This is a genomic window from Kitasatospora sp. NPDC057936 (assembly GCF_042887525.1).
Lineage (GTDB): Bacteria > Actinomycetota > Actinomycetes > Streptomycetales > Streptomycetaceae > Kitasatospora.
In genome coordinates this window covers 1-12,274 of record NZ_JBHVPD010000060.1, presented here as the reverse complement: position 1 = coordinate 12,274, position 12,274 = coordinate 1, and the positions used below count along the sequence as shown (strand labels likewise).

General features: G+C 74.2%; 11 protein-coding genes. 4 read left to right on the top strand and 7 right to left on the bottom strand.

Annotated features, from left to right (window positions below; translation table 11 throughout):
• Positions 1 to 59: 59 nt before the first annotated feature.
• The 3 genes from ACFVU9_RS27675 to ACFVU9_RS27665 form a co-directional block, all read right to left on the bottom strand.
• Entirely contained in the window at positions 60 to 1,238 is a 1,179-nt protein-coding gene (locus ACFVU9_RS27675) for an alpha/beta hydrolase family protein (RefSeq protein ID WP_387597867.1), read from the bottom strand.
• Between the two features lie 121 nt (positions 1,239 to 1,359).
• Positions 1,360 to 2,466, bottom strand: coding sequence for a sensor histidine kinase (locus tag ACFVU9_RS27670; RefSeq protein WP_387597864.1), 1,107 nt, complete (start codon positions 2,464 to 2,466; stop codon positions 1,360 to 1,362).
• Positions 2,459 to 3,145 carry a response regulator transcription factor gene (locus ACFVU9_RS27665; protein WP_380507994.1) on the bottom strand — a complete coding sequence of 229 codons (687 nt, stop codon included), beginning with the start codon at positions 3,143 to 3,145 and terminating at the stop codon, positions 2,459 to 2,461. Before ACFVU9_RS27665 ends, ACFVU9_RS27670 begins: the two co-directional genes overlap by 8 nt.
• 86 nt (positions 3,146 to 3,231) lie before the next feature.
• Between ACFVU9_RS27665 and ACFVU9_RS27660 the strand changes: the two genes are divergently transcribed.
• On the top strand, positions 3,232 to 4,305 hold the full coding sequence (locus tag ACFVU9_RS27660; protein ID WP_380507997.1) for an endonuclease/exonuclease/phosphatase family protein: 1,074 nt from the start codon (positions 3,232 to 3,234) through the stop codon (positions 4,303 to 4,305).
• A 196-nt stretch (positions 4,306 to 4,501) separates the two neighbouring features.
• On the opposite strand, the gene ACFVU9_RS27655 is transcribed toward ACFVU9_RS27660, so the two are convergent.
• Positions 4,502 to 5,137 carry an NAD(P)-dependent oxidoreductase gene (locus ACFVU9_RS27655; protein ID WP_387597860.1) on the bottom strand — a complete coding sequence of 212 codons (636 nt, stop codon included), beginning with the start codon at positions 5,135 to 5,137 and terminating at the stop codon, positions 4,502 to 4,504.
• A gap of 118 nt (positions 5,138 to 5,255) precedes the next feature.
• Here ACFVU9_RS27655 and ACFVU9_RS27650 point away from each other — a divergent pair, with 118 nt between their 5' ends.
• Together ACFVU9_RS27650 and ACFVU9_RS27645 are read left to right on the top strand one after the other, a co-directional pair.
• Positions 5,256 to 5,921: a TetR/AcrR family transcriptional regulator gene (locus ACFVU9_RS27650; RefSeq protein ID WP_380441448.1), complete on the top strand. Its 666-nt coding sequence runs from the start codon at positions 5,256 to 5,258 to the stop codon at positions 5,919 to 5,921.
• A gap of 143 nt (positions 5,922 to 6,064) precedes the next feature.
• Positions 6,065 to 7,507 (top strand): WGR domain-containing protein, encoded by a 1,443-nt coding sequence (locus ACFVU9_RS27645; RefSeq protein WP_387597857.1) that lies wholly within the window; start codon positions 6,065 to 6,067, stop codon positions 7,505 to 7,507.
• Positions 7,508 to 7,522: 15 nt separating this feature from the next.
• Here the strand turns inward: ACFVU9_RS27645 and ACFVU9_RS27640 are convergent, their stop codons facing one another.
• The gene (locus ACFVU9_RS27640; RefSeq protein WP_387597854.1) at positions 7,523 to 8,086 is read right to left on the bottom strand and encodes a hypothetical protein; all 564 of its coding nucleotides are present in this window, start codon (positions 8,084 to 8,086) and stop codon (positions 7,523 to 7,525) included.
• A gap of 156 nt (positions 8,087 to 8,242) precedes the next feature.
• Between ACFVU9_RS27640 and ACFVU9_RS27635 the strand changes: the two genes are divergently transcribed.
• Positions 8,243 to 9,214, top strand: coding sequence for an ArsR/SmtB family transcription factor (locus ACFVU9_RS27635; protein WP_380508003.1), 972 nt, complete (start codon positions 8,243 to 8,245; stop codon positions 9,212 to 9,214).
• A 7-nt stretch (positions 9,215 to 9,221) separates the two neighbouring features.
• Here ACFVU9_RS27635 and ACFVU9_RS27630 read toward each other — a convergent pair whose 3' ends face one another.
• Together ACFVU9_RS27630 and ACFVU9_RS27625 are read right to left on the bottom strand one after the other, a co-directional pair.
• Positions 9,222 to 10,883, bottom strand: coding sequence for a phospholipase (locus ACFVU9_RS27630; RefSeq protein ID WP_387597851.1), 1,662 nt, complete (start codon positions 10,881 to 10,883; stop codon positions 9,222 to 9,224).
• A 186-nt stretch (positions 10,884 to 11,069) separates the two neighbouring features.
• A partial coding sequence (locus tag ACFVU9_RS27625) for an alpha/beta hydrolase family protein (RefSeq protein WP_387597848.1) occupies positions 11,070 to 12,274 on the bottom strand: 1,205 nt, incomplete at its 5' end.

Here is a 12,274-nt window from a genome sequence, read left to right as displayed (position 1 = left end):
CGCGGAGCGGAGGCTGTTTCCGCCGAGGGGCGGAGACAGCCTCCGGTCAGGGGTGCCGGTCAGGGGTGCTGGAAGGACACCTCCGGGTTCGCCGCCGACGGGCCGTCGAGCAGGGGCTCGTGGAGGCCCTTCAGGGTCTGGTCGAAGAAGGCGCCGACGTACTCCCGCGTCAGCTGCATCCCGCGCTCGGGTGAGGTGGTCGTGCCGGGAGGGAGCGGGAGGCCGGCCTCGGCGGCCAGGACCGGGACGTCCGTGAAGCTCGCGTGCGTGGTGCCGGCGACGGCCAGCCAGGGCTTGTAGCCGTCCCAGCCCGCCCAGGCCTGCCCCCACGACGGGTCGCCGCTGCCGGCGGAGTGGTCGCTCTGCTTGCCGAGCAGGAGGAACGCGCGTCCGTCGAGCTTGTCGGTCGGGACCGGCGGGAAGAAGGATCCGTCCATGTTCACCCCGGCGAGGATCCGCTCGTCCGCGGCCATCGCGTTCAGCGTCGACGCGCCGCCGATCGAGTGCCCGGCCATGCCGATGCGGTCGCGGTCGATCAGGTGCGCGAGGCGCCAGACCGGGTGGTGCCCGGTGAGCCGGTCCAGGACGAACGACACGTCCTTCGCCCGGCTGTCGGGGAGCGAGTCGGGTGCCCCGCTGTCGCACAGCGCGCACCCCGGGGTGCTGCCGTCGGCGAGCGTCTCGCCGGAGTCCTCGTAGGTGTGGCCGACCAGGGCCACGACGTACCCGCGGCTCGCCAGGTCGGCCGCCAGGCCGGTCAGCGTGGCGTGGGGGTTCTCGAAGCCGGGGGAGAGCACCACCAGCGGGTGCTTCCCGCCCGCGGCCTTCGCGCCGGTGTACGCGTAGGTCTTGGTGTCGACGAGGTCCTGCGGCCGCAGACCGGTGCCCGGCGGCACCCGCGTCGCGAGGAAGTTCTGCGCCTCGCCGGGGGTCATGTACGGGGCGGCCTCCCCGGTGCCGGGCCGGGCCGGGTAGAACATCGACACCGTCAGCTGCCGCGGCCCGGCCGCGGGCACCCACGGATCGGTGCGGTCCGGGTCGGTCAGGTGCAGCACCTCCTCGCCGGCCGCGAACGGCCCGGTGGGGCGGGGGAGTTCACCGTGGAAGGCAGCGCTCGCGGAGGCGGGCGCGGAGGTGGCGACGGGCTGCGCGGGCGAGGCCATGGCGGCCCCGGCCAGCGGGAGCGGAAGAGCGAGGACGAGGGCGGTGACGGCGGCTGCGCGGCGGTATCGGTTCATGCCGTTGAGACTAGATTCGGGGCCTGGCCCCCCGAATCCGCCTGCCGATGCAAGTTCTGACGAGCCATCATCTATGCGAATCAGCGGTGTCATCCCTTTGGATGACGACCGGCCGTTTCCGTCAGGCGGCCGCCGCGGGCAGTTCCACCGTGATGTGCAGGCCGCCCCCGGGGCGCGGGGTGAGGGTGAGCGTTCCGTCGTGCGCGCGGGTGATGGAGTGGACGATCGCCAGGCCGAGGCCGACGCCCGCGTGGTCGGTGCGGACGCGGCCGGTGCCGCGCTGGAACGGCTCGGTGAGGGTCGCGACCAGGTGCGGGGAGAGCTGCTCGCCGGTGTTGTCGACGGTGAGCAGCACGACGCCCGGGCGGGTCCGAGTGTCGATGCGTACCGTTCCCCCCTCGGGCAGGTTGTGGACGATGGCGTTGTGCACGAGGTTCACGGTCAGCTGTAGCAGCAGTGCCGGCGATCCGGTCGTGGGGGCGACGGTGCCGGAGGTTTCCAGGGTGATGCCGTGCCGTTCGGCGAGCGGCAGGAGCGTCTCGGCCGCCTCCTCCGCCAGGAGGGACAGGTCGACGGGCTCCCGGGTGAAGGAGCGCTGGTCGGCCCGGCTGAGCAGGAGCAGCGCCTCGGTGAGCTCGATCGCCCGGGTGTTGACGGCGTGGAGGCGGTCGACGATCCCGGCGACGTCCGGGTCGGGGTCGGTGCGGGCGACGTCGAGGAGCGCCTTGGTGGTCGCCAGCGGGGTGCGCAGCTCGTGCGAGGCGTTGGCGGCGAACCTACGCTGTTCGTCGACGTGGGCTTCGAGCCGGGCCAGCATGGTGTCGAAGGCGTCGGCGAGTTCCCGGAACTCGTCCGCGCGGCCCGGCAGTCGGATCCGGTGCCGGAGGGATCCGGTCGCGGCCAGCCGGGTGGCCTCGGTGACGCGGTTCAGCGGGGCGAGCACCCGGCCGGCCAGGAGCCAGCCGCCGACCAGGCCGAACACCAGCAGGAACGCCAGTACGACGGCCGCCCTCGGGGCGAAGACGTGCAGGAGGTTCGACCGGACGGGGAACACCCCGTTGTTGGTCGGGGTGTCGGTGGAGCCGGGGATGAGGAACGCCCGGTCGGGGACGTACCGCAGCAGGAAGAGCCAGACCGCGGCGAGCAGCAGGACGGCGGCGACCATCAGGAACCCGGCGTAGCTGAGGGCCAGTTTCAGGCGGACGCTCGGTCCGGGGGCCCTAACCACGGTCGGCTCCAGTGCTTCCCGTGGCGTCGATGCGGTAGCCGACGCCCGGCACGGTGGCGATGATCCACGGCTCGCCGAGGCGCTTGCGCAGGGCGGAGACGGTGATGCGCACGGCGTTCGTGAACGGGTCGGTGTGCTCGTCCCAGGCCCGTTCCAGCAGTTCCTCGGCGCTGACCGCACCGCCCTGCGCGGCGACCAGGACTTCGAGCACGGCGAACTGCTTCCTGGTCAGCGCGACGAAGCGGCCGTCCCGGTAGACCTCGCGCCGGAACGGGTCCACCCGCAGGCCGGCGAGCTCCAGCACCGGGGGCCGGTTGTGGCCGCGTCTGCGGTCCAGGGCCCGGAGCCGGAGGGCGAGCTCCCGGAGTTCGAAGGGCTTGGTGAGGTAGTCGTCGGCGCCGAGTTCGAACCCGGAGGCCTTGTCGTCGAGCCGGTCGGCCGCGGTGAGCATCAGGATCGGCATGCCGCTGCCGGAGGCGACGATGCGCCTGGCGATCTCGTCACCGGACGGCCCGGGGACGTCGCGGTCGAGGACGGCGATGTCGTAGGCGTTGACGCCGAGCAGCTCCAGCGCGGTGTCGCCGTCACCCGCGATGTCGGCCGCGATCGCCTCCAGCCGCAGGCCGTCCCTGATGGCCTCGGCCAGGTAGAGCTCGTCCTCGACGATCAACACGCGCATCCCCCGATGCTACGAGCCCGCACATATCGTCCGCGTATCGGAAATCGCATACGCCCCGGCAACGCCGACGCCCGTTGACTGGCGGAATGAACCTCAAGCAGGACGTGACGACGACCGCCGGTGAGCGCACGCGAACGGAGGAGCCGACCGCACGGCGCACGCCGCTGCACCGGGCGCTCCGCGCCGCCTCCCGGCCGGAGCCGTGGAAGCGCGGCCCGGTCCTCACGGCGCTGGCGCTGCTGCTGGGCCTGGTCCTGCTGCTGCACGCGCAGATCCCGAACGGCGTCTGGCACCTCGGCAGCCTGGTGGAGAACCTCCTGCCGTGGTTCGGCCTGTTCGTCCCGCTGCTGCTGGTCGCGGCGCTGTGGCGCCGATCGGCCGCCGCCGTGGTGGCGCTGCTGCTGCCGGTCACGGCGTGGCTCACCCTCTTCGGCGGAGTGCTCGCCGACAAGTCCCGCCCGGGCGGCGACCTCACCGTGGCCGAGCAGAACGTGGACGCCGACAACCCCGACCCGGGCGGCACCGCACGTCGCCTGGCCGCCTCCGGCGCCGACCTGCTGGCCCTGGTGGAGCTGACCCCGCAGTCCACGGACGCGTACGAGAAGGGGCTCGCGGCGGCGTACCCGTACCACGTGGTCCGGGGCACCGTCGGCCTCTGGAGCAGGCTGCCGCTGGGCGACGCCCAGCCGATCGACGTCATGGACTACGGGCCGCTGGCGGACACCCGGCCGGTGGACGGCAAAGCGGCCGAGAACCGGGCGCTGCGCACCACGGTGGCCACGGACCGCGGGCCGCTGACCGTGTACGTGGCACACCTGGGGTCCGTCCGGGTCCTCCCCTCGTCGGGCTTCTGGACGGCCTCGCGTGACATCGGCGTGCAGGCGATCGGCCGGGCCGTCGCCGCCGACGCGAGCGAGCGGACGCTGCTGCTGGGGGACCTGAACGGCAGCCTGGACGACCGCGCGTTCGCCGGCCTCACCGCCCGGATGCGCTCGGCCCAGGAGACCGCCGGGGACGGCTTCGGTTTCAGCTACCCGGCCTCGTTCCCGGTGGTGCGGATCGACCAGATCCTGGTCCGCGGCGTGACGGCGACGAGCTCCCGGGTGCTGCCGGACACCGGCAGCGACCACCTGCCGGTCGCGGCGGGCATCAGGTGGTGAACGCCTGCCGGGCACCGCGGTCCGGCCGGCGGCATCCAGCGGCATTCGGCGGCATTCGGCGGCATCGAGCCCGGGCCCGCGGCCGTCCGTCCCGCAGCCGGTGATCACCAGCCTGCCGCGGGGCGTGAGTTCGGCGGTGGGCACGGGCACCACCCGACCGCGTCCCGGCGGTACGTCACAAGCGGGTTCGGGTCCGTCAGCCGCCGACCCCGACGGCGTGCCGGAAGGTCTCCCGCGCGGCCACCATGTCGATCATCGCGCGGGCGACGTCCTCCCGGGCGACGCTGGTCGCGGCCGGGCCGGATTCGACGTCGCGCCGGGTGCGACCGCGCCCGGGGGCGTCGGTCAGCCGCGGCGGCCGGACGGCCGTCCAGTCGAGGTCGGTGTTGCGCAGCAGGCGCTCCATCGTCTCCAGGTCGGTGTAGAGGTCGCGGAGCACCGCCCACAGCAGTGGCGTGAAGACCTTGGACGCGAGGAGGGGCTGGCCGGTGCCGCCGCGGTTGAGCGGGCCGGCGCTCACCACGAGCAGGCGGCGGACCCCGGTGGCCGTCATGGCCGCGACCGCCGCACGCGCGGACGTGGAGGCGGGCTTCAGTGGGTCGGTGCGGCCGGCCTGGCCGATGCCGGAGAGCACGGCGTTGGCGCCCTCGACCACCGGCTCCAGCGAGGCGGGGTCGAGGGCGTCCGCGGTGACGACGGTGAGCCGCTCGTGCTGCAGGGGGAGGCGCGCCGGGTCCCGGACGGCGGCGGTGACGCGGTGCCCGTCGGCCAGGGCCAGGCGGACGAGGTGGCGCCCGATGCCTCCGGTGGCGCCGAGGACGGTGAGTTTCATGACCCCTCCCAGGGGTGGGTGCGCGAGGGTGGGTGAGTGTGGGTGGGTGAGTGCTCACTTACGTTCTCCTTCGATGGTGGGTGAGTGCTCACCCACCTGTCAAGGTACGCTGGGGCCCATGACGCGCGAGGGAACGCCGGAGAGCACGCACGAGGGCGCCGAGCCCCTGACCGGAGGGGCGCTCACCCGGGCCCGGGTGCTCGACGCCGCCGCCCGGCTGCTCGCCACCGTGGGTCTCACCCGCACCACGACGAAGCAGATCGCGCGCGAGGCGGGCTGCTCGGAGGCGGCGCTGTACAAGCACTTCCGGGACAAGGAGGAGATCTTCGTCCGGGTCCTGCGCGAACGCGCCCCCCGCCTCGCCGACGCCGTCGCCGAGCTGCCGGACCAGGCCGGGCAGGGCACCGTCCGTGAGCACCTGGAGACGCTGGTCCGGGTGGCCGTCCCGTTCTACCGCCGGTCGTTCCCGATGGCCGGCTCCCTGCTCGCCAGCCCCGAACTGCTCGCCGCCCACCGCGGCAAGCTCGGCGACGCCGGCCCGCACCAGGTCGGCGTCCACCTCGCCGAGTACCTGGCCGCCGAACAGCGCCTCGGCCGCGTCCCGGCCGCGCTCGACCCGCACGCGGCGGCGCTGCTCCTCATCGGCGCGTGCTTCCACCGGGCGTTCCTGGAGGTCTTCTACGCCGACGAGGCCCCGCCCGGCGTGCTGCTCCCGCCGACGACGGAGGAGTTCGCGACGGAGACGGTCCGCGCCCTCCTCGACGGCCTCACCCCGCGGGCCTGACCCCGGCTCACCACCCGTTGTCAGGCCCCGCTGTCAGGCCCCGTTGTCAGTGGCAGCGCCTAGATTCTGGGGAGTCGGCGGGCGGGCGCAGCGTCCGGGCCGCCGACGGAATCCAACTCCGTTGCCCGAAAGGGGTGTTCGCCGTGCCCGTCGCCGTGGATGAGCAGGTCACGTACATGGAGCTGTCGGAGGACGCCGGCACCGCGCACAAGTTCTACGAGGTGCGCGTCGCCGACTGCGTCGTGACCGTGCGCTACGGGCGGATCGGCGACGCCGGGCAGGTGAAGGCGACGAGCTACCCGAGCCCGGAGAAGGCCGCCGCGGCCGCCGCCAAGAAGGTGGGGGAGAAGGTCCGCAAGGGCTACGCCCCGGCCGTGCAGGGCGTGCGCCAGCGGCGCGCCACCACCCGGCGGCAGATCGTCAGCAGCCGTTCCACCGCCCGCCAGGCGCCGCTGCTGTGGCGCTTCCGCTCGGGCTCGCCCGCCTTCGGCATCTTCGTCGGCGAGGAGCACGCCTGGGTCGGCAACGAGGCCGGCGACGTCTACACGCTCACCCACGACGGCGAGGTGACGGGCCGCTTCGGCCTGCCCGACGGCGTCAAGTGCATCGTCGCGGACGACTGGTGGATCTACGCGGGCTGCGACGACGGCAAGGTCTACGACCTCGGCGGCAAGGTGCCGCGCGTCGCCTACGAGATCGCCGAGGACGTCGACATCTACTGGCTGGACATCCATGACGGCGTGCTCGGCGTCGCCGACGAGCGCGGCGGGCTGACCACGGTCGACCACGAGGACGAGTTCCAGTGGCGCCGCAAGGCCGAGGGCCGCGACGGCTGGATGGTGCGCTGCGACGCCGACGGCGTCTACCACGGCCACTCGCGCGGCGTCGCCCGCTACGCCTCCCGCGGCGGCGACCAGCTGTGGCACGCCGACACCAAGGGCGCCGTCCTGTTCGGCTGGCAGGTGGCCGACGACGTGTTCGCCGGCACCTCCCGGGGCTGGGTGCACCGGCTGCGCAAGGCGGACGGCACCGAGGTCGCGGCCTACCGGTGCGACGCCGCCGTGTTCTCCTGCGCGGCCTCGCCGGACGGCGCGTACGTCTTCGCCGGCGACAACCACTCCTCGGTGTACTGCTTCGCCGCCGACGGCACCCGGCTGTGGAAGCTCGCCACCGGCTGCGGATCGGCCTACAGCATGCAGTACCGCGACGGCCGGCTCTACCTGGTGACCACCGACGGCTCGCTGGCCTGCCTGGACGCGAGCGAGGCCGCCATCGGCGCCGCCGAGGCCGGCACCCTGCCGCGGACGGCCGAGGTGCGCGGCGCCGACGTCGAGCGCGTGCTGCCGGGCCGGGCGCTGGAGACGGTCGCGGCGGGCGCGGGCTTCGGCGGCGTGGAGGTGGAGTGCGTGCAGGACGGCGCCCGGCTGCGGGTGCGCGTCGTGTCGGCCGGGTACGACCCGACCTGGCGCGTGCAGTTCCCGAAGGACGTCCGGGTGGCCGGGGCGCGCTACCTCGTCGCGGAGGTCCGCGAGTCCGCCGGCGGCGGCTTCTACCGGGCCCGAGGGGACATCAAGCGCTTGCTGTGAAAGGCCACTTGCCGCTCACGCGAGCGTCTCGCAGAGGTTCTCCACCCGGTGCTGCACCAGCACCTGCGGCTGCCCGTCCGGGTGGACCAGCAGCGTCACGCCGCCGCTGAACAGGAAGTCGCCGGGGGCGTGGTACGGGTTCCCGGCGCGGACGCGGGCGGAGATGTGCGAGTCCTTCGGGATCAGCCACAGGACGCTGTGGTCGGGCAGCTTGTACTCGGTGGCCTTGCCGCTCTGGTCGCGGTCGACGCTGCGCCCGCTGTCCACGTTGGTGTAGCGCAGCACCAGCGGGCCGCGCCACAGCACCTCGGCCGGCGAGCCGTCGGGGTAGCGGGCGGCGACCTTGGTCTCCTCGCCCTCCACCAGCACCCCGATGAGCAGGTGGAACGGGCAGAGCGCGCCGGCCGGGAAGTCCTCGTCGCCGCTCGTGTACGGCTGCCAGCCGTCGTCACCGCCCGTGTGGGCCTGAGCGGTCGGGGCCACGGTGAGCAGTGCGGCGGCCAGCGCCGCGGCGGCGGCCAACGGTCGGGCGGCCCGGCGCAGGAACATGACGGGCAGGGACAAAGCGGGCAGGGACATGACGGGCCTCCTGGCGTGTCACGGACGAGAGAGGGGTGCGCGCCCCCTCCCCTGCGGGGGGCGCGGTGGCTATCGTCGAACGGCGGACGCGTCGCCCGCGATGCTTTCGGCCGAGGCCGAAACCGACCAGGCCGCGACGACGGCGGAGGGGGCACGGTGCTGCGGATCCACTTCACCGCCGAGGACCTGCTCGGCGTCCGCTTCGCCGACGGACCGGCGCCGCTCCTGGAACTCGGCCTCGCCGTCGCGATGCTCCAACGCCACGACGGCGGACCGGGGTTCGCCCGATGGCGCCGCTCGCTGAGCACGCCCCGGGCCCGGGCCGCCGTCGCCCCGCTGCGGCAGCTCGTGCCGCCCAGCGGCGCCGGTCCGCTCTTCCTCGACCCGCCGAGCGACGGCCTCGACCAGGGCCTGGAGACCGTCCGCAGCTCGACCGGCACGCTCGTGCGCCGCGAGCTGACCCGCGTCACGACCAAGGGCGGGCTGCCCGCCACCACCCTGCTGCGCCACCTCGCCGACCAGGACCAGGACGCCTGGCAGTACCTGGAACGCGCCATGCGCGCCGCCTACCCGGACCTCGTCGGCGCCGTCTGGCCCCGCCTGCGCACCGGCTTCGACACCGATCTCGCCTGGCGCGCCCGCGTCCAGCGCGAACACGGCCTGCGCGGGATGCTCGCCGGCCTCCACCCGGGCAGCCGGTGGCGCGGCAGCGTCCTGGAGATCCCCGTCGAGCGTGAGGTGGACGTCCGGCCGGGCGGCACCGGTCTCGTGCTGATGCCCTCAGCGCAGTGGACCGGCGGCCCGCTGGCCGGCCCGTACCCACTGGGCACGCTGCTCGTCTACCCGGCCGTCACCCCGCTGCCGCTGCTCCCGGAGAGCGGGCCGGACGGCGGCCCGCAGGACGACCCGATCGCCGCCCTGCTGGGCCGCACCCGCGCGGCCGTCCTGCGCCTGGCCGACCGCGAGCCCACCACCAGCCAGCTCGCCGCGGAGCTCGGCATCAGCCTCGCCTCCGCCTCCGAACACGCCCGCGCGCTGCGCCGGGCCGGGCTGGTGACGACCGTCCGCAGCGGCCGGGCCGTGCGCCACAGCCGGACGGGGCTGGGGCACCGGCTGCTGTCACCTTGACCCGGTGTCAGGCGTTGCAGATCCCGCGCGCGTAGTCGACCGTCGCGGTGGCCTGCGAATACTGCCACTGCGGCGACAGGAGCTGCGTGTCCAACTGCCCGGCGGCCGCGCGGTCCTCGACGACGTACCCGAAGTCCTGGAGCCAGGCCGGGTAGAGGTTCTTGGAGCCGATGTAGAGCGCCGAGCCGTCGACCGAGACCAGCTTGTGGTGCAGGGCGTACGGGTGGCCGTCGGCCCAGGTCGCGGCCGGGGTGGCGCGGAAGCTCGCGAGCTGGAGGTTGCGGCACATGGCGGTGCGGGCCTGTCCCTGGTCGCCGAGGCGGGCGGCCAGGCGGGCCTTGAGGACGTCGCTGATCTCGTTCAGCGACTTGATCTGCGAGTAGCCTCCGCTGCCGACCGCGCCGCGGTTGGCCGGGTCGCTGACGACGATGCGCACCTTGACGCCGTCGGCCAGCTTGGCGGCCAGCAGGTCGTAGAGGCGGGCGTCGTAGTGGGGCATGGGCGGGCAGGTGCCGTTGAGGTCCTGCTGGGAGATCTCGATGTGGCTGCCGGCGGCGCCGACGAGCGCCCGCAGGGCGTTCTCCTCCGGGTTGACGGTCTCGTAGTCGCGGTCCCCGTTGGTGTTGTCGTGCAGGCCGACCGGGCCGCACTTCACGTCGGCGGGGTTCGGGAGGTCCTCGGGCCGGTACGCCGAGGCCGGGTCGGAGGCGCGGATGCCGACGCCGAGGCCGCCGACGGCGATCACCGGGACGCCGCCGGTCGCGGGCGCGTCCTCGGCGGCCGGGTTGAGCCGCTGCTCCAGGTCGGGGGTGCACGGGGTGCCGCCGGTGGAGGCGAACCACGCGGCGGAGAACGTGCCGGTGTTGCGGCAGGTCCAGTCCCACAGGGTGTCCAGGTAGGCGCCGGCGGAGGCGGCGGCTGGCCCGTTCAGCGCGAGGTCGACGTCCGAGACCGGGTGGCCGGTGTCGAGGTAGTCCTTCTTCCAGTTGTTGATGCCACCGGTGATGACGGTCCGTCCGTCGACGACCAGCAGCTTGGAGTGGTTCCAGGAGAAGGCCGTCTTCGATGTGGTCATCGAGGCGACTTCGAGCGTGACGGCCGACGCGGCGTCACCGAGCCTGGCCACCAGGTCGTCCCGGTACTTCGACGGGAGGGCGCCGATGTTCAGCAGCGGTGCGGCGCCGGCCAGGACCCGCACGTGCGGCCGGTTCCCGGCGGCGACGGAGGCCTTGAGGCCGGCCGCGATGGCGTCCTGGAAGGCGCCGTCCGGGAAGGGCGCGAGGGTGGATATGTCGACGGTGCGGGTGGCGCGGGAGATGTTCTCGCGCATCTTGTCGAGCAGGCGGCGGGTGCCGGGCCGGTCGGTGCAGGACGGGTCGCCCCAGCAGCCGGGGGTCTGGAGCAGCCAGGCGCCCGGGTCGTCGGCCGGGGCGTCGAGCCGGTTGCCGGCGGTGCGCTGCCAGACGGATCCGTCCAGGCCGGGCGAGACCTGACGCAGGGTCGCCTCGACGGCGTCGAGGTACGGGGTGGCGCCGGGCTGTGCGGGCGCGGGGGCTGGGGCGGATTCGGCGACGGCGGGGGTCGCGGTCAGGACGCCGAGGGCGACGGTGAGCGCGAGCGCCGAGGCGGCGGTCCGGCGGAGGGAAGGGGTGGGACGGTGGCGGTGCATGTACGAGTCCTTCACGAGGGTCCGGTGATATTCACCCGGTTGGCCCCGTAAAATTACCTTAATTTAACCATATCGAGTGTCAGGACCCCATCAAGGCACGGCTTTCGGCCATGCACCGGACGGCGATGCACCGGACGGCCACACGCAGGACGGCGGCGCCCGTCCGGGGCGCCGCCGTCCACCGCCTCACGGCAGGTACGTCACCGCCGGGAAGTCGCGCGACGGCCCGTCGAGCAGGTGCCCGCCGCGGTGGCGCAGGTGCTCGTCGAAGAACGCGAGCGGGTACGCCTGCTGGATCCGTACGGCCTCGTCCGGATCGAGGGTGCCGATCACGTCCTGGAGCTGCTGCGGGGTCCAGCCGAGCAGCTGCGCCACCTGCGGGTACAGCGCCTGGCTGTCGCCGTAGGAGGAGTGGAGGGCGCCCTGGGCCTGGATGTTGAGCCGCCAGCCGCGCAGGTGCTCCCAGAACTGCTCGGCGGTGGGATCGGTGGCCCGGGTGAACTCGGCGGTCATCATCATGAACGGCCGGTCCAGATCGCCGCTCAACGCCGGGCGCATCTGCATCGGGCCGTCGAGGCTCAGCCCGGCCCGGATGCGCCGGTCCGTGAGGGTGGCGCACGCGGTGGCCGTGCCGCCCTTCGACCAGCCGAACGCGCCCATGCGCTGCGGGTCGAGGGAGCCGAGCAGCCCCTTCGGCAGCTCCCGCCCGTCGACGTCCGGATTGCACCCGGCGGCGAGCTGCTCGGCGCAGTCGAGGAGGAAGCGCAGGTCGGCGGCGAAGTCGCCCGGAGCCGTGGGCGTGTTCGGGCCGCCCATGGGGACGGCGATCCGGCCGTCGGGGAACTCCGTGAACGAGTCGTAGGCGTGGGCGACCGTGATGACCGCGTACCCGTGGCTCGCGAGTTCCTGGACCATGATCGTGTGGTCGCCCTGGTGGCTGTGCGCGCCGTGCGCGTACACGACGACGGGCAGCCGCCGGCCCGACCGCCGCACGGGGGCGCCCGTGTGGCCCGAAGTGAGCGGCGCCAGCGCGGGATCGAGGGCGACCCCGACGTCGGAGAGGAACGCCTTGAGCGCGCCGGCCGGCATCCAGGGCGCCACCGGGTACCGCTCGACGTCCCGCGCCGGGTACCAGACGGTGGCCATCAGCTCGCGGAACTTCCCCGGCCCGGCGATGGCGTCCGGGCGCGACCGGTCGACGAGGTGCAGCCGCACCTGGCCCACCGGGTGCGGCCCGGTGGGCTCGGGCAGCGTCAGCCGCCCCGGGGCTCCGGCCGTCGGGGTCGTCGGGGCCGTCGGGGCCGGCGCCGCCCACGCGGGGCCGGCGACGGCGGCGAGCGGCACGGCGGCCCCGGCGGCCCGCGCGGCGCCCCGCATGCGGCGGCGCGCCC